Origin of the sequence: Devosia sp. LjRoot3, assembly GCF_964252865.1 — a bacterium.
GTDB lineage: Bacteria > Pseudomonadota > Alphaproteobacteria > Rhizobiales > Devosiaceae > Devosia.
Genome location: NZ_CAXUPK020000002.1, coordinates 718,868 through 744,046 on the forward strand (window position 1 = coordinate 718,868; position 25,179 = coordinate 744,046).

Annotated in this window: 16 protein-coding genes; 10 read left to right on the forward strand and 6 right to left on the reverse strand. The window is 61.7% G+C overall.

What is annotated here, in order from left to right:
• The first annotated feature begins 367 nt into the window (after window positions 1–367).
• Together ACSQ2A_RS10465 and ACSQ2A_RS10470 are read left to right on the forward strand one after the other, a co-directional pair.
• Entirely contained in the window at window positions 368–1,756 is a 1,389-nt protein-coding gene (locus ACSQ2A_RS10465; protein WP_436072178.1) for a sensor histidine kinase, read from the forward strand.
• Window positions 1,757–1,780: 24 nt separating this feature from the next.
• Window positions 1,781–2,425 carry a response regulator gene (locus tag ACSQ2A_RS10470; RefSeq protein WP_295415194.1) on the forward strand — a complete coding sequence of 215 codons (645 nt, stop codon included), beginning with the start codon at window positions 1,781–1,783 and terminating at the stop codon, window positions 2,423–2,425.
• A gap of 111 nt (window positions 2,426–2,536) precedes the next feature.
• Here ACSQ2A_RS10470 and ACSQ2A_RS10475 read toward each other — a convergent pair whose 3' ends face one another.
• Genes ACSQ2A_RS10475 through ACSQ2A_RS10490 form a run of 4 tightly spaced genes read right to left on the reverse strand, consistent with a single transcriptional unit; the run spans window position 2,537 to window position 6,845 of the window.
• Window positions 2,537–3,157, reverse strand: coding sequence for a hypothetical protein (locus ACSQ2A_RS10475; RefSeq protein ID WP_436072179.1), 621 nt, complete (start codon window positions 3,155–3,157; stop codon window positions 2,537–2,539).
• A gap of 34 nt (window positions 3,158–3,191) precedes the next feature.
• Window positions 3,192–4,586 carry an exopolysaccharide Pel transporter PelG gene (pelG, locus tag ACSQ2A_RS10480; RefSeq protein WP_436072180.1) on the reverse strand — a complete coding sequence of 465 codons (1,395 nt, stop codon included), beginning with the start codon at window positions 4,584–4,586 and terminating at the stop codon, window positions 3,192–3,194.
• Window positions 4,586–6,106 (reverse strand): GT4 family glycosyltransferase PelF, encoded by a 1,521-nt coding sequence (pelF, locus tag ACSQ2A_RS10485; protein WP_436072181.1) that lies wholly within the window; start codon window positions 6,104–6,106, stop codon window positions 4,586–4,588. The genes pelG and pelF overlap by 1 nt, the downstream gene beginning before the upstream one ends.
• 43 nt (window positions 6,107–6,149) lie before the next feature.
• Window positions 6,150–6,845, reverse strand: a complete 696-nt coding sequence (locus ACSQ2A_RS10490) for a hypothetical protein (protein ID WP_436072182.1) — start codon at window positions 6,843–6,845, stop codon at window positions 6,150–6,152.
• Window positions 6,846–7,008: 163 nt separating this feature from the next.
• Between ACSQ2A_RS10490 and ACSQ2A_RS10495 the strand changes: the two genes are divergently transcribed.
• The 5 genes from ACSQ2A_RS10495 to ACSQ2A_RS10515 all read left to right on the forward strand — a co-directional run bounded on the left by ACSQ2A_RS10495 (window position 7,009) and on the right by ACSQ2A_RS10515 (window position 18,560).
• Entirely contained in the window at window positions 7,009–7,965 is a 957-nt protein-coding gene (locus tag ACSQ2A_RS10495) for an MJ1477/TM1410 family putative glycoside hydrolase (protein ID WP_436072183.1), read from the forward strand.
• Entirely contained in the window at window positions 7,949–8,668 is a 720-nt protein-coding gene (locus ACSQ2A_RS10500) for a tetratricopeptide repeat protein (RefSeq protein ID WP_436072184.1), read from the forward strand. The genes ACSQ2A_RS10495 and ACSQ2A_RS10500 overlap by 17 nt, the downstream gene beginning before the upstream one ends.
• Window positions 8,669–8,676: 8 nt before the next feature.
• Complete coding sequence (locus ACSQ2A_RS10505) at window positions 8,677–14,433, forward strand: M10 family metallopeptidase C-terminal domain-containing protein (RefSeq protein WP_436072185.1); 5,757 nt, start codon at window positions 8,677–8,679, stop codon at window positions 14,431–14,433.
• Between the two features lie 149 nt (window positions 14,434–14,582).
• Window positions 14,583–16,409: a glutamine--fructose-6-phosphate transaminase (isomerizing) gene (gene glmS / locus ACSQ2A_RS10510; RefSeq protein ID WP_436072186.1), complete on the forward strand. Its 1,827-nt coding sequence runs from the start codon at window positions 14,583–14,585 to the stop codon at window positions 16,407–16,409.
• A gap of 90 nt (window positions 16,410–16,499) precedes the next feature.
• Window positions 16,500–18,560 carry a M3 family metallopeptidase gene (locus tag ACSQ2A_RS10515; RefSeq protein WP_436072187.1) on the forward strand — a complete coding sequence of 687 codons (2,061 nt, stop codon included), beginning with the start codon at window positions 16,500–16,502 and terminating at the stop codon, window positions 18,558–18,560.
• An 81-nt stretch (window positions 18,561–18,641) separates the two neighbouring features.
• Here ACSQ2A_RS10515 and ACSQ2A_RS10520 read toward each other — a convergent pair whose 3' ends face one another.
• Window positions 18,642–20,558, reverse strand: coding sequence for a DUF5054 domain-containing protein (locus ACSQ2A_RS10520; RefSeq protein WP_436072188.1), 1,917 nt, complete (start codon window positions 20,556–20,558; stop codon window positions 18,642–18,644).
• An 11-nt stretch (window positions 20,559–20,569) separates the two neighbouring features.
• A complete protein-coding gene (locus tag ACSQ2A_RS10525; RefSeq protein WP_436072189.1) occupies window positions 20,570–21,610 on the reverse strand; it encodes a LacI family DNA-binding transcriptional regulator in 1,041 nt (346 codons plus the stop codon).
• Window positions 21,611–21,915: 305 nt separating this feature from the next.
• Here ACSQ2A_RS10525 and ACSQ2A_RS10530 point away from each other — a divergent pair, with 305 nt between their 5' ends.
• The 3 genes from ACSQ2A_RS10530 (at window position 21,916) to ACSQ2A_RS10540 (ending at window position 25,175) form a co-directional block, all read left to right on the forward strand.
• A complete protein-coding gene (locus ACSQ2A_RS10530) occupies window positions 21,916–23,265 on the forward strand; it encodes an extracellular solute-binding protein (protein ID WP_436072190.1) in 1,350 nt (449 codons plus the stop codon).
• A 177-nt stretch (window positions 23,266–23,442) separates the two neighbouring features.
• Window positions 23,443–24,342, forward strand: a complete 900-nt coding sequence (locus ACSQ2A_RS10535) for a carbohydrate ABC transporter permease (RefSeq protein WP_367178666.1) — start codon at window positions 23,443–23,445, stop codon at window positions 24,340–24,342.
• A 2-nt stretch (window positions 24,343–24,344) separates the two neighbouring features.
• Entirely contained in the window at window positions 24,345–25,175 is an 831-nt protein-coding gene (locus ACSQ2A_RS10540) for a carbohydrate ABC transporter permease (protein WP_295415181.1), read from the forward strand.
• The last annotated feature ends 4 nt before the right edge of the window (window positions 25,176–25,179 follow it).

Sequence of the window (25,179 nt, forward strand, 5' to 3'; positions counted from 1 at the left end):
GCAGCCTGCAATAGGCGGCTTTCACCATCCCTGGCCCGGCGACTGCCGCAGCCTTCATCGGAGAAGGATAGTGCCCAACATCTCGGCTGGGCGTCAGGTCGGAACGTCTAGCCGATCGGCGGCATAAAGGTCCGACGCTGAACTAGACTTTTGGCCCGTCGGAAACTGTACTTAAGAACAGGTACTCGGCCCGAGATTGGTGAGTTCTTCTGTCAGTATTATTTTGTATCTCACTGATCCGCCTTGAATTTATTTGCGGCCGGGAAAATCTCGCTATTAACCCCTGTTCGAGGGGAGGGCTGGTAGAGGCAATACTGTAGGTATACTATCGAATTGGTTGAGAACGGCGTTGCGTGCGGAGCAAGATTTGACCGATCGGCGAGGCGTGTTCAAAGGGGTGCTGAAGCGCTGGAAGCGGCTCCCACTCGCCCACCAGTTCGCCCTTTACGGTAGCGCCGTCACCGTGGCCGCCATGCTCCTGTGCGGTGTGCTTATCACCAGCGCCATGACCGAAATTACGCTCGCGCGCCGGGGCACGGTGGTGCCCGCGCTCGTCGAGGGGATGATCGACCCGCATATCCAGCAACTTGGCTCGGATGGACGCCTGGCCGAAAGCGACCGGCTGGCGCTGGATGCGATGATGAATGACGAGACCCTTCTGGCCGAGTTTCCCTATCTCGACCTGTGGCTCGCGGACGGCACCATCCTTTATTCCAACAGTCCGGAACTGGAAGCGCGCCAACTTGAAATGCCCATCAAGGTGCAGCGCGCCTTTGCGGGCGAGATTGGCGTCGATTTCACCGATGTGAGCTCGGAAGACTATGCCGAGCACGGCTTTACGACCGATTTTATCGAGGTCTATTTCCCCCTGCGCAACCGCGAAACCGGGGACATCGCTGCGGTTGCCCAGCTCAGGGAGGTGACCGCGTCGCTCGAAAAGGATCTCTGGTCGCTGACCCTGTCGAGCTGGGCGACGGCGGCCACGATAGGCCTGATCGTCATGGCTGCTCTCTTCGGCATCGTGCTCGAAGGCAGCCGCAAGATCGAGCGGCAGGGGCGGATTCTCAATCGGCGACTGGCGCAATCGCATGCGCGCGCAGTCCGGCATCGCGAACTGAAGGCGGTGGCGCAACGTGCCTCGCTGAGCGTGACCGAATTTACCGACAAGCATCTGCGCACTATCGGCACGGACCTTCATGACGGGCCGGCGCAAACGATCGGCTTTGCGGTATTGCGGCTCGATCAGATCCGCCGGCTGGCCAAGAAGGACGAGCGGGAGGCGGTTGTCGCCGAGATCGAGGACACGCTGGGGGGCGCGCTTTCAGAAATCCGCGCCATCGCTTTGGCGCTGGTCTTGCCCGACATAGAAGATCTCAACCTGGCGCAGGTCATCGAGCGCGCAATACAACAACACATTCGTCGCACCGGTGTCACCATAGACGTGGACAGCCGCGTAGAACCGGTTCATGCTGCCCCTGAATTGTGTGTTTGTGTGTATCGATTTATCCAAGAGGGTCTGAATAACGCGTTCCACCATGGTCTGCCGGAGGGGCAGACGATGACTGCGACAATGCAGGGAGGGGTGCTAAAATTGTCGATCACCAATAAAAATCTAACAGACTACGTGGAGCAAGCCGACCATCGGGGCATTGGCCTTTATGGTCTGCGGGCGCGCGTCCAGAGTATCGGTGGCAACCTGGCTTTCGTGCAGAAGGATGGCCAGACTCGCCTCGAGATGTGGGTGCGAAATGTCTAGGCTCCGGCAGCGGTCGAACTCAAAATGATCAGGATCGTGGTCGTTGATGATCACCCGATGTTCCGGACTGGATTGATCCAGGCCGTGACGGTCGAGGGTGATATTTCGGCCGTTGGCGAGGGTGGCAGCGCCGCAGAAGCGGTCGAACTGGTTGCCTCGCTGAGGCCGGATGTACTTTTGCTCGATGCGCAGATGGCCGACGATGGCCTTGAGCGCATACCCGACATCGTGCTGGCCCATCCCGAGACCCGGATCGTGGTGGTCACCGCTTCAGAAGATGAGAATGATATTGCTCGCGCCGTCGAGGCGGGGGTCTATGGCTATGTGCTCAAGGGCACGACCGGCTCCGACATGCGCAGCATCGTGCGCCTGGTGAACAAGGGAGAGAATGTCATTCCCAAGGACATGTTCGGGCGGTTGCTCGGCATGTTGCGGACCAAGTCCGCCCCTGCCGCGCGGGCGGGAGACGCCAAGCTCTCGAAACAGGAGACGCAGGTCCTGCAGTTTCTGGCGCGGGGGCTCAGTAATCGGGAGATCGGGGTGCGTCTCGACATCACCGAGCGTACGGTGAAGTTTCATCTGTCGAACACCTTCTCCAAGCTACAGGTGCGCAACAGGGTGGAAGCCAGCAATACGGCTCGCCGGATGTGGCCTAGCCTCGAAAACTAAGGCGTGTCGTGATCTGCCGGATCGCTTGTTGCGCTTAGGAGTCCTGTGCTTGCGCATGTCGCCCGAAGCTGGAACGGCTTTCGGGAGATGTGCCGTGGGCCAGGCCTGCCTTCAGCGTTCGATCGAAGGCACTGGCCGCGTTTTTGACCGGGAAGGGGTCTTGCCTCGACCTTTGCCGGTGTCAGCCAGGGGCGGCGGGCTTTCGGGGATGGACAAGTCAGCGCGCCCGGCGAGACTGCGCTCGAGCTTGTGCGTGCGCTGGGCCAGCACCTGATACTGCGCAGCTATCAAGCCCTCGGCCATGCGCGCCTTGCGCAATTGCTCGCCTTGTTCCTCGAGCATTCGGCTGCGCCGGGATGTCACGATACCCACCATGAGCGCCGCAAGGACCCAGGAGAGCGGGTCGGCCCAGGTCAGGCGAAAGTATTCGGCATGGGACATATCGAAGGGGCGCGTTGGCAGGCCGTTGAGGTAGGAGATCGCGGTTGCGCCCATGGCGGCGAGGACGCCGCCGAGCACGCCATATTGCGCGCTCAGCAGGATGGCGATGAAGAGGAAGGGATGAACGGGCCAGGAGGCAAATGACATCAAGCCGGAATGCTCGATGAGGGCCACCCCGCCCAGCAAGAGGATACCTTCGGCAAAGGCGAGCACGTTTGACCGGGAGGACGAAACGGCAGTTATCGGGGGCTCTCGGACGGTGCCGGAAATAACCGGATTGTCGCTGCTCATATCGGCCTCTCAATAATCTACGTTCTGCAATGAATCAGCCGGTAATGGCTGGGTTGTTGACGACGAAAGTCAGGCGATTGAGGGTGCCCAAGGCGCGGCGCATGGCGGCATAGGCCAGGGTTCCGCTGGCGATCGAGGCCAGGACGTAGCCGAGTCCGAGATAGTCGGGATTGCTCAGCATGATGGCCGTGCCGGCCGCGTTCAGGGCCAGGAACAGAACCTGCAGCCAGAGATAGGCCTTGCCGTATTGGACGAAGAGGATGACCCCGCAACTGGCCTGGAACAGGAAGTGGAAGGCGGCCCCGACAAGCGCCAGGCGCAGCACGGAAATGGCGTCATAGGGCAGGCCGAGCAGGTCGGCGAGAAGCGGCGCCATGACCGCCAGGGACACGCTGATGGTGAGCTGGATGAGGAAGGCTGAGAAGACCGTGTCGACGGCGTTCTGCGCCAGGCTTGCCCGTTGCTCGTCGATCTGACGCAGCGTTCCGCCCGAATGCACGATGTCGCGATAGTGGCGGTAATTGTTGAAGAAGGTTGTTTCGAGCCAGACCACCAGGATCGACATCACCGGCACGATGGACAGATAGGCCATGAACATGGGGCTGTCGTAGCGGGCCGAATAGATGAGGCCATCGGCAACGGCCGTTCCCTCGCTCGATTGCCAGACGATGATCTTGTCGATCCAGACGGCGAGGGCACTGCAGATGCCGGCGGCGATGAACGTGCCTGATGCAGGACGGATTTTGCGCAGTTTTGCCGGCAGATCGCGCAGCGCTGTCAAGGGGCCGGGGAAGGTCTTGAGGATGAGGAAGTTGAGGATGCAGAACGAGATGCAGAGACCGATACTGAAGCCGATGAGCATGCCGCCGGGGCCATTGCCGAGTGCGGCTGCCGAGGTGCCGAAGATGATGGAACAGCTCAGGCCCAAGGCAAAGGCCGAGGTCACCGTGCCGTATTGCTTGATGGCGGCGACGAAGGACATGGCGAGCCACAGGTGGGACACCTGAACCACGCAGATGATTGCTGCAAGGCCAAGGCCAAGCGGCAGGCGGATGAGCATGAAGAAGACCACGGTTCCGCCGATCAGCGACAGCAAGGTGGTGATAAAGACGGCGGCGAGATAGATGCCGTGCACTTCCTCGAAGCGGCGCAGGAAGAGAATGCGCGACACCCGCAGCGTCGCATCGAGCGAGATCGGCGAGGTGATGACGAGGGACAGGGCGAAGCTGTAGATCACCAGGATGCTGAAGACCTTCAGGTCCGTGGGATCGAGCAGTGGCCGCCCCAGGATGTGCAGCATCGCCAAACCGATCATGATGACGATCCAGGGGCCCGAGGCGATCATGATCGCGTGACCGCCGGCGAGGGATCGCGAAGCCAGATTGTCCTGGCTGCTCAGTTTTTTCAGTGCAAACCCTATCCCGGCCATCACGACACCATTTGGGGTTGAGGCGCGAAATTGCGCCCATAGAGTGCGCCATAGGCGTCGGCGACGGCCTCGGCGCGATAGTGCTTGCGCACGCGGCGTTGCAGATTGTCGCCATAGGCGTGGAGGCGTTGCTGGTCGGCGAGCAATAGGCCGATGGCCAGGGCGATTTCGTCATTGGCGCCCACGGGGGCGACCATGCCGCCGGGGCCGATGGATTCCCCGTCGTTGGCTGGGCCTTCGAGGATTTCGCGGCATGCCCCGACGTCGGTGGCAATGCAGGGAACGCCTGCCGCGCCGGCTTCGAGGATAACGAGGGGGAGAGCCTCGCTGATGCTGGTGAGAACCAGGACGTCGATGCGCCCGAGATAGTCGACGACATTTACCGGGCCGGTGAAGGACACCGTGTCCGCCAATTGCCGCCGGTTGACCTCGGTTATGCAACTTTGCGCATATTCGGGGTCCTCATCCATCGGGCCAATGACGAGGGCCTGGAGGTCGGGGAAGCGTCGTCGCAGCCGTTCGGCGACGTCGATGAAGGTCTGCACGTCCTTGATGGGCGTGACCCGGCCGATAAAGGCGATGGTCGGGCGGTCATGCGAGATCGGCTTGATCCGGCCGAAGCGTTCTGAATCAACGCCGTTGGGAATGACACTCAGCTTTTCGGGGCCGGCACCAAGTGCCAGCTGGAAGGTCTGGTTGGCTTCATAAAGCGCCACGATCTCGGTGGCCGAATTGTAGGCGACGCGGGCAAAGCTTTCAAAGCTGCGGGCCCAGAGTTCGCGGATATCCTTGCGGTCATCGGAGAGGTCGAGGCCGTTATCGATGCTGTTGGAAATCCAGTCGGCCATCAGGATCTCGATGCGGCGTTCGTTGGAATAGATGCCGTGCTCGGTGATGAGCGTCTTGCGGCCGGTTTCGATGGCAGCGCGCGCACCGATGAGGCCGGCATAGCCGGTGGAAACAGCGTGATAGATGCGGGCCTGGGGCAGGGGGCAGGTCAAGACCCGGAAGAGGCCGCCGACCAACGTCCGCCAGGCCCAGAAATAGCCCAGGAACGAGGCATGGGCCATGGAGCCATAGTGGTAGCACATGGTCTGCCAGGCTTCCGGCGAGTTGAGCAGGGTATCGAGCGAGACCCGTCGTCCCGGAGGGCCCAGGAGCTTCATCAACTCGCTGAGTTGGCGCGTGTCGCCGTCGGTCAGCAGGTGGCCGATGAGTTCGCCGGTATATTCCGGGGTCGCGGCCGGCCAGTCATGCGTCGTGCCCATATTGTTGTCGTCGAGCCGGACGTGTTCGATCGAGAGGAGGTTGTCCGGCCTAGCATAGCGCGGCTCGCTGGTCGGGGCGCCCGGCAGGATCGCGAGGACCGTGAAGGTGAGTTCGGGATGCGAGCGGATCAGCCAGTCGATCCAGGTGGAGACGCCCCCGGCGACGTAGGGGTAGCAACCCTCCGCTATCAGGCAGATATCGGCGATGGGCTCCGGCGCATTGGCCGGCATCATGTTCACGTCACGCCACATAATTGAAACTCCCCAAAATTTCGCAGAACGCTGTGCGCCGCGCTCAGATCGCCGCGGGGCGACCAAGCGTGGCCTGGATGACGTTTTCACTCATGTTCGACAATTGGCGGCGCCGGCTGCGGCCCCGCGTATGGGCAGCGACGGCGGCGGCCTGAACGCGTACGCGTTGATCGGTGCTGCGCAGGGCCAGAGCCAGGGCGACCTCGACGAATTTTTCGTCGTCCTCGATCGCGAGATAGGCCAGGAGGCCCTGTTTTTCCTGCATGGTCCCGGTGCTCAAGAGCGCATCATAGGGGCGCGGCAGGCGAGTCTGCGGGCTGATGAGACGCCCGTCGATGATCATGTCGACCAGCGTGACGGCCGGCTCTTCGACGGGGGCAATGGTATTGTACCATTTGTCCAGGGCGTCGGCCTTGGGCCGCCAGATCGGCTGATCCCCGAGCAGGGCCGCTGCGGCGCCGATCGGCCCGCCGGCAAAGGTCAAGAGGGTGAAGGTCTGCAGCGAGCCGGTGTCGATCCTGGCCCGTTCGAGGCAAACGATCACAAAGACGAGGGCGGCGACGATGCCGAGGTGCCCCAGCGCCACCGCGCCCCAGCCATTGCCGGCCAGCGCATAGGCGCTGAGCAGGATTTCGCCGATGAGCGTGGCGATCTGCAGGGTCCTGATTGCCACGGTGCTGCCGCTGCCATGGACGGCTGGGTCGGGAACCAAATTCTGTGCACTGATATGCTCGTTCATGACAGCACTCCCAAAATAGAGGCCTGTTCGCGGCAGGTCGTTCGAGATCAGGCTATGAGGGGGCAGGTCGGACCGCATTGATGGCCGTCAATGCCGTGCTGGTGGCACTGTCCTATCTGTGGGAACGGCGCAGGAGCGGCCTGCGCAACGCCCGGCGGAAAAGATGAGCATCAGCGAAATTCTCAGTTCGAGATCCGGAAGACTGCATTCCGTGCCGATGCTTGGCGCCTCGGTGATGATGCATCTGGCGCTGGCCGTTTCGGCGAGCCCGGTTTGCGCCACGCCTGTGCGCCCCCATCTCTCTGACGCCCGCAGCTGGGGCTATCAGCTGCAGATGGTGGACCCCGATCTTGTTGCAGATTCGCCCTATGATCTCATGGTCATCGACTATGCGCGCGATGGCTCGGCAGAGCAGGCGTTCAGCCGATCCGAGGTCATGGCCATGAAGCGCAAGCCCGATGGCGGTGCGCGCATCGTGCTGGCCTATCTCAGCATCGGGGAAGCCGAGGACTACCGCTCATACTGGAACCGGAGCTGGCAGGCTTCGCCACCAGGCTGGCTCGGGAAAGAAAACCCGGATTGGCCGGGCAATTATGCGGTGCACTATTGGGATCCTGCCTGGCAGAGCGTGATCATGGGCGGGCCGGAAGCCTATCTCGACAGCATCATGGCGGCGGGCTTTGACGGGGTCTATCTCGACCGCATCGATGCCTTCGACGTGTCCGACCCAAAGGTTTCACGGGCCAGCCGCATGCAATTGATGGTCGAGTTCGTCTCGACCATTGCCGCCTATGCCCGCAGCGCCCATCCCGGGTTCATCGTCGTCGGCCAGAATGCCGAAGAGCTGTTGAACTATCCCGACTATGCGGCTGCTATCGATGGCGTCGGCAAGGAAGACCTGTTCTTCGGCCTCGATGGCGACGGCACGCTCAATTCCAAGGGCGAGCTGCGCGCAAGCCTGACGCCGCTGCAGCGCTTTCTCGCCTCGGGCAAGCCCGTCTTTCTCATCGAATATCTCGATACGGCGGAATCGAGGGCCTTGGCCCACAAAAATGCCGACGCCCTCGGGGTTCCGATTTTCATCGGCAGCAGGGAGCTCGACGATGTCCGGTCCCGTTAGTTTCCAGGATCCCAACCAGCTCTATCGCGCCGTGCCGGCGACCCCGACGCGGCCAGACCGGACGCTGCTAGCGATCATGCTCCTCGCCGTCGTGAGCCTTGCGGGCACGCTGGCCTTGCTCCCCGGCACCGAAGAAAAGGCCGAGGGCCTTCTTGCAGAGGGCCGCTATGGCGATGCGATCAATATACTCGTCGCCGTCGAGGAGGACCGTCCGCTCAACGACTATGAGGGCTATATGCTCTTCAGGCTCTATATGCTGGCGCGACAGCCCGATAGCGCTGCTCTGCTGCTCGCCCAGCAGCCGGCATTGCATGTCGATAATATCGAGGCTCTGCGCGAGCTCAGCGATCTCTACCGGCAGATGGGCGATGTGCACGGCGAGATGACGATCCTGCGCCGGATCTACGACGCCAGTCCCAGCGATGCCGATTTTGCGCGCCTGCGGGTGCTTTATCGCCTGACGGGCGACACCTCCGGCGAGGCGTCCTTGTTGACCCGGGCGGTCGCTGACGGCCGTTCGGACGCGCCGTCGCTGGAGCGGCTCGCCTATCTGCAGGCCCTGTCTCCCAATGGCGCAAGTGCGGCCCTCTGGGTCGCTCCATCGGGCAGTTTCTGGCGATTTGAGGCCGCGCGATCCGCGCAGGTCCTTGCCCTGACGAACCTGCCTTCCCCTGCAACCCCATTACTTACGGCGATTGAGTAGGAACCATTATGGCCATTGTTCTTGACGGAGCACTTCTCGACTGGACGGCTGACGACCGGCTGGAAACCGCCGCCACCACCATTGCCGGCTATGCCCTCTATGGACGGCTGGAAGGGGACGTTTTCTACTTCGCCCTCAGTTCGCCCCAGGCGATTGGCGCAACCTCGACGCTTTGGCTCAATACCGATGCCAATATCAATACCGGCTACAAGGTCTGGGGTTTTGCGGCGGGTGCCGAGTTCAATGTCAATTTCGGCGCCAATGGCGTGCCCCGGCTCTATACAGGGGCCGACGGGCAGACCCTGGTCGGTGATCTCACCTATGCGATGAGCGCTGACCGCCGGGTGCTGGAAATCGCCCTGCCCAAGAGCCTTCTGGGGGCGAGCGTATCGAGCGTCGGCATCATGGCCGACATCAACAATACCGTCTTCCTGCCAGCCGACTATACCCAGGCGGCCTATACGATCACGACGCCCGTGCCGAGCGTCTTTGATGGCCTGCTGACCGAATGGACCGTGGATCAGCGCCTCGACAATGTGCCGGGAAAGACCGTTGCGGGCTATGAGCTCTATGGCAAGGTGGCGGACGAGAGCTTCGTCTTCGGGCTCAAAAGCGCGCTGCCGATCGGGCCGAACACCACGTTCTGGCTTAACACTGACAACAATACCGCGACGGGCTACCAGATCTGGGGCTTTGCCGGTGGCGCGGAATTCAACGTCAATATCGGGGCGGATGGCGTCGCGCGACTCTATAGCGGGGCCGACGGTCAGACGCTGGTTGCAACGCTCGACTACAAGATAGCCTCGGGCGGGCTCAGCATGGAGTTTTCTGTACCCAAGGCCCTGCTCGGGCCGGCGGTAAACAGCGTCGTGATCCTCGCCGATATCAACAATTCCGTCTTCCTGCCGCCGAGCTATTCGAGCGGTGGCTATGTGCTGACAACACCAGTGGTGGTGCCCCCCGGACCCTATGATGGCCTGCTCACCGAATGGACGGCGGCGCAGCGGCTTGATACCGGCGCCGGCGTCGTTGCGGGCTATGAGCTCTATGGCACGGTGAGCGAGGACAAGTTTGTCTTTGCACTCAAGAGTGCCGTTGCCATTGGGCAGAATACGACCTTCTGGCTCAATACTGATGCCAATGTCGCCACCGGCCACCAGATCTTCGGCTTTGCCGGCGGGGCGGAATTCAACGTCAATATCGGAGCGGACGGAGTTGCCCGGCTCTATAGCGGCGCCGATGGCCAAACCCTTGTCGGCCAGATCGATCACAAGGTTGCCCCGGATGGCATGAGCATGGAATTTGCCGTCCCCCGCAGCCTGATCGGCGCTTCCGTGACGGCGATCACCCTTCTGGCCGACGTCAACAATTCGGTCTTCCTGCCGACGACCTATGCTAATGGTGGCTATACGCTGGTGGATCCTGCTTCGATCCCGCCGAGCCAGTTCGATGGTGTGCTGACGGAATGGACGGCCAGCCAGCGGCTTGAAACGCCGATGACGACGGTCGATGGCCATGAGTTCTATGGCCAATATAGCGACGGCCAATTCACCTTCGGCTTCAAGAGTGCCGTTGCAATCGGGCCGAATACGACGTTCTGGCTCAATACCGATGGCAATGCGGCCACCGGTACGCAGGTCTTCGGCTTTGCCGGGGGCGCCGAATTCAACGTCAATATCGGCTCGGACGGGGTGGCACGCCTCTATAGCGGCACGGCCGGGCAGACCCTGGTCGGCACCATCGACTACAAGTTGGGGCCGGATGGGAAGACGATCGAATTTGCCGTGCCCAAGACGATGATTGGCGCAGCGGTCACCTCGGTCAGCATTCTTGCCGACGTCAATGACAGCGTTTTCCTGCCGGCCAATTATCTCTCGCCGGCCTATACGGTTTACGATCCGGCCTCGTTGCCGGCGGTGACTGATACCGGCAACAAGATCGCCATCGTCTTTTCGCAGACCACGGCCAACAACTATTTCAGCCCGATGGCCTATACCCAGTTGGTCATGGCGGCGCAGAGCCAGGCCATGGCGGCCGGTATTCCGTTCGATCTCGTATCCGAGACCGATCTCGCCGATCTCTCCAAGATGGTCAATTACGACGCGATCGTGTTTCCCTCGTTCCGCAATGTGCCGGCCAATCACCAGGCCATCTACGATGTGCTGACCAAGCTTGTGTACCAGTACGACGTCTCGCTCATCGCGGCCGGTGACTTCATGACCAATGACGCCGCCAATGCGAGCCTGCCCAACAATGCCTATGAGCGCATGCAGACGCTGTTTGGGCTCAACCGTACGGGCGGGGAGAGCGGGGTAACGGTCAATATCGAGGCCACTCCGACGGGCCACGCCATTACCGAGGGCTATGGCGCGAACGGCGCCATCCATACCTATACCGGCGCCGCGACGTCGTATTTCTCGGCCGCCAATCCCAATGCGGGTTCTGTCAGTGTGATTGCCGAGCAGGTGGTCAATGGAACGACCCATGGCGCGGTGCTGGGCACGGTTACCGGCAGCCGCAATGTGCATTTCTCGACTGATGCGCTGCTGGGTGACCTTAACCTGCTGGGCCAGGCCATAGACTGGGTCAATGAAGAGGTGGCTGGTCCGACCGTGTCGTTGAATATGACGCGGAACACTTCGCTCTTTGCTTCACGCAACGACATGGACCAGAGCCAGGAAAGCTTTGACGTCGACGGTGGCATCTATGACGCCATGCTGCCGTTCCTGCAGCAGTGGAAGACCGACTACAATTTCGTTGGCTCCTATTACGTCAATGTCGGCTTCAATCCGCCCGACCAGGAAACTAACTGGCTCATCTCATCGCAGTATTATGACGCGATGCGCGCCATGGGGAACGAGATCGGATCGCACTCCTATACGCACCCTGAAGACACCAATTTCCTGCTGCCCAATGTCCTGACGCAGGCGCTGCTGGATCAGCGCATCGCTCAATATGCCGCAAGGCCGGGCGGACCCGGTGTTATCGGGGAGGCATTGGCCACGATGACGCTGGCCCAGGTCAATGCCAAACTGGCCCAGGTGCTCGCGGCGCCCAATCCGAGCGCACTCGATGCGACCTCGAAGGCCTTCCTTGAGGCGACCTACACCTTCCAGTTCGCTACGGCCCGTGCAGTGCTGGAGGCCAATCTTGGTTATTCGGTGGGTGGCGCGGCTGTGCCCGGCATGCCCGAGCAATTGCTGCCTGCCCAGCAGATCATCCAATATTACGACTACCTCTCTGGCGGGGCTTCCATGCTTGGCGCCGGCTATCCGGGGGCCATCGGCTATCTGGCGCCGGGCGCCGATGGCCAGGTCTATATTGCCCCGAACATGTCCTTTGACTTTACCCTAATGGGGTGGCTGGGGCTGACCGTCGAGCAGGCCGAGGCAAAATGGGCGGCCGAATGGGCTCAGCTCACCGCCAATTCCGACATGCCGATTGTCGTCTGGCCCTGGCACGACTATGGCGTGACTGCCTGGTCGCTGGATGAGGGCCAGACCTCGCCCTATACCGCGGCGATGTTCACCAATTTCATCGCCGCGGCCCATGCCGCCGGCACTGAATTCGTGACACTGGCCGATCTGGCGGCGCGCATAAAAGCATTTGAGCGCACCGATTTCGGCTTCAGTGTCGCTGGGGACGTGATCACCATGCACGCCACGCCCCAGCAGGGCCAATTGGGTACGTTTGCGCTCAATCTCGATGACCTTGCCGGCAAGGTGATCAAGTCGGTCACCAACTGGTACGCCTATGATGCCGACAGCGTCTTCCTCGATGCCGATGGCGGCACCTTCACTGTGCAGCTGGGGACCAGCGTCGACGATGTCACCCACATCACCTCGATCGGTTCGCGTGCCCAGCTCGTGAGCCTGACGGGTGATGGCACCAATCTCGACTTCACCATTGCCGGGGAAGGGCGCATTACAGTCGATCTCAAGCAGACCGCCGGCTTTACCTACCAGGCGACCGGCGCGACGATCGTCGGCCAGACGGGAGATATCCTCACGCTCGATCTTGGCGCCATCGGCAGCCACACGGTTGCCTTGCGGCAGGTTCCGATCAATCGGGCACCCACTGATATCGTCGTTTCCAACCAGGTGGCGCTGCCGGAGAACACGGCGGCACGGACCAAGATTGCCGATCTGGCTGTGATTGATCCCGATACCGACCCGTTGCTGCGCATGAATGTCGTGACGGTCTCTGATGCCCGCTTCGAGATCGATGCCCCGACCGGCGCGCTCTATCTCAAGGCCGGACAGGCGGTCAACTTCGAGGCGGGCGCAACCATTGCCATGACCTTGACGGCGACCGACGGGGCCCTGAGCCTGTCCAAGGCGCTCGTGCTCACGGTGGTCAACGTCAACGAAGCGCCGACCGGTGCGCCAACGGTTGCCGGATCTGCTGTCGAAAACGTGCTTCTGAGTGCGGGCACGGCGCTGATCGCGGACCCGGATGGCCTCGGCGCCTTCACCTACCAATGGCAGCGCGGCAATGGCACGGTGTTCACCAATATCGCCGGGGCGACGGCCGCAACCTATCGCCTGGTGCAGGCGGATGCGGACCAACTGGTCCGGGTCGCCGTGTCCTATCGCGATGGCAGCCTCACCACCGAGACGATCTTCTCGGCGCCCACGACCCAGGTGGTCGATGTGCTCGCCAATACGACGCTGACGCCGCTGATGGCCAATACCGCGCGTACGATCACCACGGCCGAGCTTGTCGGGGGTGGGATCACCGGTACGGTGACGATCAATTCGCTCACGGCATCGATCGGCACCCTTGTGGCGCTTGGCAGCGGACAGTGGACCTATACGCCGCCGGCCAACAACGATACCGGGGTCACTTTCAGCTATACCGCGACAAACGGCACGAAGCTGGCCCAGGGCACGGCAGCGATGGATCTGCTGCCGTCCAACACGATCATGGGTACGGCCGGCGTGGACAATCTCGCCGCCAGGGCGACGGCCGATACCTATCGGGGTCTTGCTGGCGGGGACACGATCTCGGGCGGGGCCGGCAATGACACCATCTATGGCGATGAGGGCAATGACATCGCGGGTGGTGGTGACGGGAACGACGTCTTCTTTGCCACGCTCTCGGACGGCAACGACCGCTATACCGGTAATGGCGGGACGGATCGGTATGACCTGTCCAGCACCACGGCTGCGGCGACGGTGAACCTGACCAATGGCACCGCCTCCAGCAGCCAGACCGGCAGCGACATTCTCGCGACCATCGAAAATGTCACGGGTGGTTCGGGTGCCGATACCATTACCGGTTCTTCGGCCGCCAATGTTCTCGATGGCGGGGTAGGCGCCGATATCCTGCTCGGCATGGGTGGCGCCGATACACTTGTCGGCGGGGTTGGTGCCGACCGTCTCACCGGCGGGACCGGGCGCGACGTGATGACGGGCGGTGCCGACAACGACACCTTCATCTTCACCGCCACCTCGGAAATGGGCAATACGACCACGACGCGCGACGTCATTACCGACTTCACGCCCGGCCAGGACAAGTTCGACTTCTCGGCCATCGACGCCAATACGCTGCTGCTGGGCAATCAGGCCTTTTCCTTCCTTGCCCCGCAAGGGGCGGCGTTCACTGGGGTTCGGGGCCAATTGCAGTGGCGGGTGGAGGACCCGGCGGGGACGACGAACGACAAGACCATTGTGCTCGGCGACATAAACGGCGATCGCGTCGCCGATTTCCAAGTCGAGCTGACCGGTCTCATTCAATTGGGGGTTGGCGACTTTATCCTGTGACCCCCTTTCGATGACGCCCCCACGTCATCGCGCAGATGCCCGGCAACCCCCACGCCGGGCATTTGTGTTTCCGGCGTTGACTGCCATCAATGCCGGGGCAAACAACCCCGCCTAGCCTGAGCACAGCCTCATCTCCCAGGGAGACAAAGATGTGCGGAATCGTTGGAATTGCCGGCTGCAAGCCGGTGGCCGATCGCCTGGTCAGCGCCTTGGCGCAGCTCGAATATCGGGGCTATGACAGCGCCGGAATTGCGACCCTCGACCATGGCGAAATCCAGCGCCGCCGCGCTCCCGGAAAACTGGTCAACCTCGCCAATAAGCTCACTCTTGATCCCCTGGCCGGCACGATCGGAATTGGGCATACGCGCTGGGCGACACATGGTGCGCCGACCGAGCTCAATGCCCATCCGCATGCGACGCCGCGCGTCGCCGTGGTACACAATGGGATCATCGAAAACTATCGCTCACTGCTGGTGGAATTGGCGGCCGATGGCTATCTGCCGCTGACCCAGACCGATAGCGAAGTGGTGGCCATGATGGCGACGCGGTGGATGGATCTGGGTCTGTCGCCGGTGGCCGCCGTGCAGGCGACCGTGTCGAAACTGCAGGGGGCCTTTGCGCTGGTTTTCCTCTTTCACGGCGAGGAGCAGATGTTGGTCGCGGCGCGTCAGGGTTCGCCGCTGGCGGTGGGCTATGGCGATGGCGAGATGTTCCTGGGTTCGGATGCGCTAGCCCTGTCGCTCTTTACCGACAAGGTGACGTACCTCGAGGAAGGGGACTGGGCGGTCGTGACGCCGGGCCAGGCGGCGATCCGCAGCCGCGAGGGTTCCAATGTCAATCGCGTGGTGCATCAGACTAATGCCTCGTCCAATATCGTGGAGAAGGGGCCGTATCGCCACTTCATGCTCAAGGAAATTCATGAGCAACCGGATGCGGTTTCGCGGGTCGTTGGCCGGTTCGTCGATCGCGGCGCGCGGACGCTGGCGGTGCAGGACCCGCTCTCCTTCGATTTTGCAGATCTCACGCGGATGACGGTTTCGGCCTGTGGCACGGCGTATCTGGCCGGTGTTGTCGGCAAATACTGGTTCGAGCGCTATGCGCGCCTGCCGGTCGATATCGATGTGGGCTCCGAATTCCGCTACCGACAGCCGCCATTGGCGCCCGAGGGGCTGGCGCTGTTTATTTCGCAATCAGGCGAGACGGCCGATACGCTGGCGGCCTTGCGCTATTGCGCGGCGAATGGCCAGCATATTGCTAGCGTCGTCAATGTCGAGGAATCGACCATTGCCCGCGAGTCCAAGTCAGTGTTTCCGCTGCGGTGCGGGCCGGAAATCGGGGTTGCTTCCACCAAGGCGTTTACGACGCAGCTGACGACGCTCGCCTGTCTATCGGTTGTGGCGGGCCGGGCGCGTGGCGTGCTGGATAGTGACAAGGTGGAAGAGCTGGTGACGGCGCTCGAAACCTTGCCCGGTGCCATTGCCAATGCGTTGCTGGCTGAAGATGAAATTGCCGAGATCGCCAGAAGCATCAGCAAGGCCAGCGATGCACTGTTCCTGGGGCGGGGGCCGCTCTATCCGATTGCCTTGGAAGGCGCGCTCAAGCTCAAGGAAATCTCCTATATCCATGCAGAAGGCTATGCGGCGGGGGAGCTCAAGCATGGCCCCATAGCGCTGGTTGACGAGACCATTCCGGTCATCGTCATTGCGCCATCTGACGAGCTTTCGGAAAAGACCGTTTCCAACATGCAGGAAGTGGCCGCGCGGGGCGGCCGCATCGTGCTTGTGACCGATCCCAAGGGCGCGGAAATGCATGGCGGTATAGCGCAGCAGTGCATCGTTTTGCCGGAGGTGCATCCTTTCGTTGCGCCTATCGTGGCGGCGATTGCCGTGCAGTTGCTGGCCTATCATACGGCGGCGCATCTCGGCGCCGATGTGGACCAACCGCGCAATCTCGCCAAGTCGGTGACGGTGGAATAGGGCCGGGAAGTATTTGCGGCAAAAGGGACAAGTGCACTTGTCCCTTTTTGTCGGCGATCCCATTCTCTCCTGCAAAGGAGAGTCTTTGGTATGACCAATCCATTTTTCGAAGAGTGGGCGACGCCCTTTGGCGTGCCGCCCTTTGCCGAGATCAAGACCGAGCATTTCAAGCCGGCTTATGAGGCGGCGCTGAAGGCGCATGAGGCCGAGATTGCGGCCATTGTCGGCGATGCGAATGCACCGAGTTTTGAGAACACGATTGTCGCGCTGGAACGGAGCGGCGCGCAGCTTGATCGGGTTGATCTCGTTTTCTCCCAGCTTGGGTCTGCCAATACCAATGAGACCTTGCAGGGCATCGAGCGCGACCTGGCGCCGGTTGTGGCCCGCCACTGGAACGCGATTTTCCTCAATCCCGCGCTCTTTGCGCGGATTGATGCGCTTTATCAAAAGCGCGCGGAACTGGGACTCGATGCCGAGGCGCTGCGGGTGCTGGAGCGCTACCACCTCGATTTCGTCCGTTCGGGGGCGAAACTGTCGCTGGCCGACCGCGAACGCTTTGCCGGCATCGTCGAGCGGCTTGCCGTGCTCGGCACGGAATTCGGGCAGAACGTGCTGGCCGATGAGCAGAACACGGTCTTTGCCTTGAGCGAAGCCGAGGTTGATGGGCTGCCTGATTTTGCGCGAGCCGCTGCCGCCGAAATGGCGCGGGATCGCAAGCTCAACGCGCCCTATGCCGTGACCACGTCGCGCTCCAGCGTCGAGCCAGTGCTGCATTTTGCGCGGGATCGCGCGGTGCGCGAAAAGGTGTGGCGCGGATTTGTGAAGCGCGGCGCCAACGGCAATGCGAGCGACAATCACGCCATTATCGGTGAAATCCTGCGGCTGCGCGGCGAGCAGGCGAAGCTGCTCGGCTATGAGAGCTATGCCGCATATAAGCTCGCCGACAGCATGGCTGGCACGCCCAAGGCAGCGCGGGGCCTGCTCGAACAGGTGTGGAAGCCGGGCCGGCAGCGAGCGCTTGACGATCGGGTGGCGTTGCAGGGGCTGATCGACGAGGAGGGCGGCGATTTCGCTCTCGCCGCCTGGGACTGGCGCTACTATGCTGAGAAGCTGCGGCTGGCGCGCTTCGATTTCGACGAGAATGAAATCAAGCCCTATCTCGAACTGTGGAAGGTGGTGGAGGCCGCTTTCCATGTGGCCTCAAGGCTCTTCGGCGTGAGCTTTGTTCCGCGCGAGGATATCGAGGGTTACCACCCCGATGTGCGCGTCTGGGAAGTGCAGCGCGAAGGGAAAACGATCGGCATTTTCTATGGCGATTATTTCGCGCGCGCCGGCAAGCGCAGCGGCGCCTGGATGACTTCGTTCCGCAAGCAGGCCAAGCTCGATGGCGCGGTCATTCCGCTTGTCGTCAACACCTGCAACTACCTGAAACCGCCAGAGGGGCAGCCGGCGCTGCTGTCGCTCGATGAGGCGCGGACGGTTTTTCACGAGTTTGGCCATGGGCTGCATGGACTGCTCTCGAACGTGACCTATCCGCGCATTGCCGGCACCAGTGTGGTGCGGGATTTCGTGGAATTGCCCTCGCAGCTTTATGAGCACTGGCTGGAGTCCAAACCCGTGCTGGCGCGTCTGGTGCACTATCGCACCGGCGAGCCTATTTCGCAGGCGCTGCTCGACAGGATGACGGCGGCGGGCAAGGCCAATAAGGGTTTTGAGACGGTCGAATTCGTGTCTTCGGCAATCCTCGACATGGACTATCACTCGGCTGCCATCAGCGAGAATGAGGATATTCCGTCGCTGGAGCGCAAGACGCTCGACGATATCGGCATGCCCGAGGAAATCGCGCTGCGCCATGCCAGCACGCATTTCCTGCATCTCTTTTCGGGCGATGGCTATGCGGCCGGTTATTACAGCTATCTGTGGTCGGAGGTGCTCGATGCCGATGGCTATGGCGCCTTCGAGGAAGCGGGTGATCCTTTCGACAAGGAGACCGCGGATCGGCTCTACAAATATGTCTATTCGGCTGGCGGCTCGCGCGACTATGCGGAGGCCTATCGTCTCTTCCGTGGACGTGATCCCGATGTGAAGGGGCTGCTGGAAGATCGTGGGCTGGCTGATTTGATCCCGATCGAGGATGGTGTGGCGGGGTAACCACCCCATTCCACTAAACTATTGGCTGACATCCCGGCTCAAGGCCGGGGTGACAGCCGAGTGTTTGCTTGCGTCGGAGGCCTACTGAAGCGTCAGCACGAAGCGGAACTTTGCGTCGCCTTCCCACCACATGGGGAAATTGGTGCCCCATTTGTTGTTGTAGAGATTGACGCTGAGACCGCCGGAGAAGTCCGGGCGTTCGGGCTGGAAGGGAATGAAGGGCGAGGTGGCGGGCGCTACCAGCGCTGCGTCCAGAAGCGTGAGGTTCAGGGTCTGCCCGCCTGCATTCGTTTCGGCCGCCTCGATGGCCTGCAATTGGCCGCCGCTCTTGCGGGCTATGGCCTGACTGTCATGCCACAGGCCGAGTTTCTGCAGCCGCCAGCTTTCGCCGCCTTGCGGGGTGAAACGGAAGAAACCGGCTTCGGGCATGCGATTGGCCGGCTTGTTGCGCAGGGTCAGGGTCACTTCGACCTGGCGGTCGTTGATCCCACGAAGGGTGATGTCGCAGCGGGCGGGGGCGCCGATTTCTGCATGTGCGTCCGCGGGCAGGGTTGCGATGCTGGTCGTGCCGCCGATGCCCTGGGAGATAGGCGACACGGCGTCCGTTCGTGCCGTCTTCGCGCTGTCGAGGCCGGGCTTGTCGTGGTCAAGAATGGCCCATTCCTGGCGGTGCTGCAGATAGGAATCGAGGTGCTTTTGCAGCTCGGTCCAGTCGTAGCTTTCGTGCGAATAGCCGAAGAGTACGCCGTCCTTGCCGGCAATGCGTGTGCCATTGGGCGCCGTGAGGGCGGCTATGCTCCCGGTGGTTGAGTCGAGGTCGGCGGCCCAGCCACCATCGATTAGGCCTGTGGACATGCGAGTGGGTTCGGTGGCCGGCAAAACTGTCGTTTCGCTGAGCACGCGATCGGCAGCCTGTCGGTCGGCGGTGTCGAGTTCAGCGAGCGCGGTGTCGATATAGGCGCGCTGCTCGGCCCAGGATTGTTCGGAATAGGCGAAACGGTAGTCGGCCTTGCGTGCCTTGTCGAAGTCGGCGCGGTCCCAGGCCCTGTCGTCGCGGAGATAGGTTTTGATGTCGACGCCCCAGGTGTGTTCGGCAACCTGGGTCAGGCCGCGGGCAAAGGCGCGGCGGGCTTCGGTCGGTTCCCAGCCATCATAGAGACGCTGAAGGGCGCGGAAGCGGGCGAGTTTTTGTGGATCAGTGGCGGTGCCGTGGATCCAGCTATCGCCAATTTCTTCGGTGACAACCGGAAACTCTTCGCGGCGGCTCCACATCTCGGAGCCGAAGGCGTCGAGCGTGGAGGCGGTGACCACGGCATCAGGGTTTTCGTGGCGGATGTGGCGCAGGGCCTCGACGGTCTGGCCGACGCTTTGCGGGCCGATATTGTCGTTCGTATGGGCGAAGCTGAGGCCGATTTCGGGGCCGGCGGGAAAGTCGGTGGCGCCGTAGGATGCCTGGTACATCACCACGACCTCTTCGCCTTGCGGCGCGCGCCAGCGGAAGATCGGCGGCACGTCAGGGACGGGGCTGGCGGTATTGACGCCCAGATGCAGGAAATTGACGCCGGCTTCGGCGAGGATTGGCACCATGCCGAGCGTATGGCCGGGAACATCGGTCATCTTGGCGGCCGTGGTGTGGCGGCCAAAGCGTTGGTCGAGTTCCTGCGAGAAGGAGAGCCCGGCGCGGAATAGGGCCTGCGACATCAATTCGGTATGGGTGGTGAAGGGCAGGGCGTGCCAGGTAATCAGGCCTCGCTCGATGGCGCGTTCGAGCTTTTTCACCCGTTCGGCGTCCTGCGAATGCAGATGATCCCAGATGAGCCAGGCGCCCGTGGTCCAGATGAACTCGGGCTGCTTAGAATTCTCGGCGTAAAAATGCTCGCCCGTGGCGATGGCCTGGGGGATGAACTGATTGTGGTACTGCGCGCGAACGCGTGAGGCGTGATCGGTGAAGCCGATGTCGAGATGGGTCTTGAAGACGAGGTGGATCTTTTTGGTCATGGCAAAGAGGTTCAGCCGACGGTGCCGCGTACGACAAGCCGGGTGTTGAGGGTTTCCTGGAAGCCCGGAGCATCGGGATTGTTGAGGCGGCGGAGGATCAGGCGGACGAGGGCGCGGACGCGCTCGTCGAGATCGAATTTCACCGTGGTGAGATTGTAGCTTTTCCAGTGGGATTGGGCGATGTCGTCGAAGCCGATGACTTTTACGTCCTCGGGCACGCGCAGTTTTAGTTCGTGGCGGAGGGCGTCGATGACGCCGAAAGCGCCGACGTCATTGGCAGCGAAAATGGCATCGGCGCCGTCGCCGACGCGGAAGAGATCGATGGTGGCCTGATAGGCGGCGTCATAGCTGAAATCGCCGCGCGCCACGACAGGCGGCGTGAGGCCGCGATCGGCCATGACCTGGCGCAGGGTGCGCTCGCGCGAGGTATTGGCGCGGGATTTTTCGGCGCCGGAGAGGTAGGCGATGCGCTTGGCCCCAAAGCCCTGAAGCAGGGCGACGGCCTGATCGATACCGTCGCGCTGCAGCACGTTCAGCCGATCATGCAGGGGTTCGTCTTCCGCCTCGTCGCTGGTGCCGGGCAGGGGGTAGTGCACGTAGATGGGCACGGCGCGGTCGAGGAAACGCGCGAGAGTATGTGGCTTCACGTTCTCGACGAAGGCGATGACCGAGTCTGGATTAAAGCCGCGCATATAGGCGAGCAATTGCTCGTCCATGGAATAGTCGGTGCGCGTCTTGAACAGCAGCGTGGCAAAGCCTTCGGCCTGCAGCGCCGTCGTCAGCGCGTCGATTTCCTGGCTTTCCCAGTGGCTGCACACATCAGGCACGATGACGCCGACAAGATGCGAACGGCCGCTGACGAGGGCCCGGGCGGCCCTGTCTGGCGTGTAGTTTAGCTCCTGCGCGATCTTCAGGATCAGCTCGCGTTTTTCGGGCTTGAGCGAGGTGTGCGGATTGAAGGCGCGTGACACGGCGACGCGCGAAACCTGGGCTCGCGCGGCAACCATTTCGGCAGTCGCCCGCCCTCGCGGGGCCTGCTCAGTGTCGGTCACGATAATCCTCCCATCCACTCGCTAGGAGTGAAAACGTGTTCAATTCAATGGCTGTAAGGGAGCCGGGAGTCAAGTTAGCCGTGAAGCGGTTGACTCGCAATCTCAGCCTTGATTGTCACCGGAATGTCTCGGAAGCCTGCCATACAGCAAATGTGCCTGTTGCACCCGTTTTCCCCTCTGCGAATTCTCCGCATTGACGAGAAATGAAAACGTGTTCATTCTGTGATGGTCGGACGCGGGGAGCGTTCTGGCCAAGATCGGCTACCGGAGAATTCGGAGCCACCATTTCGGGAGGATTACCTACGATGAATAATCGTATGCGCGCGCTTGCGCTCGGCCTTATCGGCGCCACCTCGGTCGCCATTCCTGCCTTTGCCGTGGATCTCAATGTCACCTGCCGCTGTGTTATCGGCGGCGTGAACAGCGGCACCGCCCAGTGGATCGAAGAAAGCGTCATTCCGGCTTTCGAGGCGGCCCATCCGGATGTCAATGTGACGCTCAACCAGTTCGGCGGCGAAGATGCGCAGCTCACCCAGCAGCTGGCACTCGACTTTTCGACCGGCGCCGGCCCCGACGTTTCCGCCTTTGACGGCTTCCTCATCCCCTCCTTCGTGGAAGGTGGCCTGCTGAAGGCGCTCGATGAAGTGGCTGGTCCAGAAGTCAATGACTGGTCCGGTTGGGCGGCGCTGTCCGATGGTTCGCGCTCGCTGATGGAATACCAGGGCAAGTTCTACGGCATTCCGCTCGGGACCGACGTGCGCATGATCCACACGCGCAAGGACATTCTGACTGAAGCCGGCATCGATGGTGAAACCTGGCAACCGACGTCGTGGGAAGAGGTTCTCGACGCCGCCCGCGCCATCAAGAAGATCAAGCCCGACAGTTTCCCCATCCAGCTCAATGCCGGCGTTGCCATGGGCGAAGCCACGACCATGCAGGGTTATTGGCTGGCGCTGCTCGGCACGGGCGAAAAGGTGACCGACGAGAACGGCAAGTTCGTCGTTTCGAGCCAGGGCATTTTGGACACGCTCAATCTCTACAAGACCATCTATGTCGACGAGCAGCTTGGTGACCAGCGCGCCCAGCTCCTGGCCGATGGCCGCAATCGCTCTTTCGCCAATTTCCGCGATGGCGTGACGGCACTGCTGTTCGAAGGCGACTATTTCTACCGTTCGGTCACTCCGGAAGGTGCGGAGTTTGCCGTGCCGAACCGTGACGAAGTCATGGGTTGGGCCAAGGTTCCGGCCAAGGAGCCGGGCGCAGGTATTCGCGGCCAGGATTTCGTGACCATTTCGGGTGGTACGGGTTTTGTGATCAACCCCGCGACTGACTCGCCCAAGGAAGCCTGGGCTTTCCTCTCGTTCATGAACGAGCCGGAAATGCAGAATGCCTTCCAGGCCATCCAGCCGCGCATCACCGCCCGTACGGATATCGAAATCCCGAACAGTCCGTTCCTCACGGCAACCAGCCAGACGCTGCTGCCGCTGACCACGGCCCGTCCGAACGATCCGAACTACAATGCGGTTTCCTCGGAAATCCAGCGCATGACCGAAGCTGTGGTTTCGGGCGAACTCTCGCCGGAAGACGCCATGGCTCAGTACAAGGCGGCCGTGATCGCCATCGTCGGCGAAGACAACACCGTCAGCCTGCTCTAGTCCTCCCACGTCGACCCGGTGCCCTTCGGGGGTGCCGGGTTTGCGGGAGTTTTTTGACGTCGCTACGTGGCGGCGCGACTGATTGCATATGCCGGCAGGTCCGCATGTGCTCACGACTGACCCAGACCTGTGGGGCCATCCATGACCACCGAACCCATCGAGGCCAAGCCGAAGAAGGTGCGCAATTTTGCGCTGCTTTCCAATCGCGCCGGCGCCGCCTTCCTGACGCCTGCCGGCCTTTTGGTCTCGGTCTTCGTCATCGTGCCCTTCTTCTGGGTGATCTTTGTTTCCTTCACCAACCGGACGCTGCTGGGGCGCACGGCGCTCAATCCCGAATTCGTTGGGCTGGCTAACTATCTCTCGCTCTTTGACCCCGCGACGTTCTTCCAGCGCGGACAATTCGGCTTCTCGCTGATCCTGACGACGCAATTCGTGCTGGCTTCGGCGCTGTTGGGCCAGGCGCTGCTGGGCCTGTTGCTGGCCTGGCTGATCCAGACCGTGCCGCCATGGGTGAAGCGCATCACCGAAACCTTTGTCATTGCCGCCTGGATCCTGCCCGAGGTGGTCATTGGCTTTGCCTGGTTCGCATTCCTCGATCGCGACCAGGGCACGCTCAACATGCTGCTCGAAGGTCTTGGCCTGCCGCCCGGCGACTTCCTGCTGCAGCAACCCTTCTGGGTCATCGTGGTGTTCAACACCTGGCGGGGTGCAGCTTTCTCGATGATGCTGTTCAACTCGGCCTTTTCGTCGATCCCGCCGAGCTATTTCCAGGCCGCCGACGTTGCCGGTGCCTCGTCTTGGCAGAAATTCCGCGACATCGGACTGCCGCTCATTCGCGGGCATATCGTTACCGATCTCATCCTCATCACCATGTGGACGTTCAATACCTTCACGCCGTTCCTGCTCACCAATGGCGGGCCGAGCTACCGGACGGAACTGGTGTCGATCTACAATTATCGCGTCGCCTTCCAGGATTTTCAGTTCGGCAAGGGTGCGGCGGTGGGCGTGATCATGATGCTGATCAACCTGGCTTTCGCGCTGATCTATCTCAGCATCGGCCGCAAGAAGAGGCGCTGACCATGAAGCTCACCATTCCCGCCTTTGTCGGTCGCATTGCCTTTTCGGCGCTCGCCGCGCTGATCGGCGCCATCTTCGCGCTGCCGCTGCTGTGGTTCCTCTTTGCGCCGTTCAATGCGCGCGCGGAGCTGGGTCTGGCTCTGCCTGACCCATGGACGCTCAACAATTTCGTGACGGTCTTCGGCAATTCCTATGCCGTGCAGGCGCTCTGGAACAGTTTCATCCAGGCTGTCGGCGGGGTCATCCTGGTGGGTGCGGCGGCGACGTTGGCTGCCTATGCGCTTAGCCGTTCGTCCATCCCCGGCAAGGGTGCGGTGACCTATATTCTGCTGTTGTTCTCGTCGGTCGTGTCGGGTTCGGCGGCCATGGTGCCGATCTTTCTTATTGTCTCGGCCGCGGGCCTCATGGATACGCATCTCGCCGTGATACTGACCTTTGCTGGCGGCCTCCTGCCGACAGCCATGTTCATCCTGCGCGATTTCATCGACTCGATCCCGAAATCCTACGAGGAAAGCGCCATGGTGGCGGGGGCCTCGCCGGTGCAGGCCTTTTTCGATGTGGCGCTGCCGGTCATCCGGCCGGGCATCGTGGTCGTCGTGGTCTGGGGTTTCGTGAACATCTGGGGCTCGTTCCTGATCCCCTTCATTCTCCTCCGCAGCGACAGCAATATGCCGGCTTCGGTCGCCATCTATTCGTTCTATTCGGAAGCGGGCACGCCCATCGTCACGCTCCTGGCAGCCTATTCGCTGATCTATTCGCTGCCGGTCATCGTTCTCTATCTCTTCGTCAGCTGGAAGTTCGGCTTCCGGTTCTTCGGCGGCATCAAGGCTTAAGCAC

Excerpts from the sequence above, each read along its gene's own strand:
- ACSQ2A_RS10470 (WP_295415194.1), top strand. The coding sequence starts at position 1,781 with ATGATCAGGATCGTGGTCGTTGATGATCACCCGATGTTCCGGACTGGA.
- ACSQ2A_RS10475 (WP_436072179.1), bottom strand. The coding sequence starts at position 3,157 with ATGAGCAGCGACAATCCGGTTATTTCCGGCACCGTCCGAGAGCCCCCG.
- pelG (WP_436072180.1), bottom strand. The coding sequence starts at position 4,586 with ATGGCCGGGATAGGGTTTGCACTGAAAAAACTGAGCAGCCAGGACAAT.
- pelF (WP_436072181.1), bottom strand. The coding sequence starts at position 6,106 with ATGTGGCGTGACGTGAACATGATGCCGGCCAATGCGCCGGAGCCCATC.
- ACSQ2A_RS10490 (WP_436072182.1), bottom strand. The coding sequence starts at position 6,845 with ATGAACGAGCATATCAGTGCACAGAATTTGGTTCCCGACCCAGCCGTC.
- ACSQ2A_RS10495 (WP_436072183.1), top strand. The coding sequence starts at position 7,009 with ATGAGCATCAGCGAAATTCTCAGTTCGAGATCCGGAAGACTGCATTCC.
- ACSQ2A_RS10500 (WP_436072184.1), top strand. The coding sequence starts at position 7,949 with ATGTCCGGTCCCGTTAGTTTCCAGGATCCCAACCAGCTCTATCGCGCC.
- ACSQ2A_RS10505 (WP_436072185.1), top strand. The coding sequence starts at position 8,677 with ATGGCCATTGTTCTTGACGGAGCACTTCTCGACTGGACGGCTGACGAC.
- glmS (WP_436072186.1), top strand. The coding sequence starts at position 14,583 with ATGTGCGGAATCGTTGGAATTGCCGGCTGCAAGCCGGTGGCCGATCGC.
- ACSQ2A_RS10515 (WP_436072187.1), top strand. The coding sequence starts at position 16,500 with ATGACCAATCCATTTTTCGAAGAGTGGGCGACGCCCTTTGGCGTGCCG.
- ACSQ2A_RS10520 (WP_436072188.1), bottom strand. The coding sequence starts at position 20,558 with ATGACCAAAAAGATCCACCTCGTCTTCAAGACCCATCTCGACATCGGC.
- ACSQ2A_RS10530 (WP_436072190.1), top strand. The coding sequence starts at position 21,916 with ATGAATAATCGTATGCGCGCGCTTGCGCTCGGCCTTATCGGCGCCACC.
- ACSQ2A_RS10540 (WP_295415181.1), top strand. The coding sequence starts at position 24,345 with ATGAAGCTCACCATTCCCGCCTTTGTCGGTCGCATTGCCTTTTCGGCG.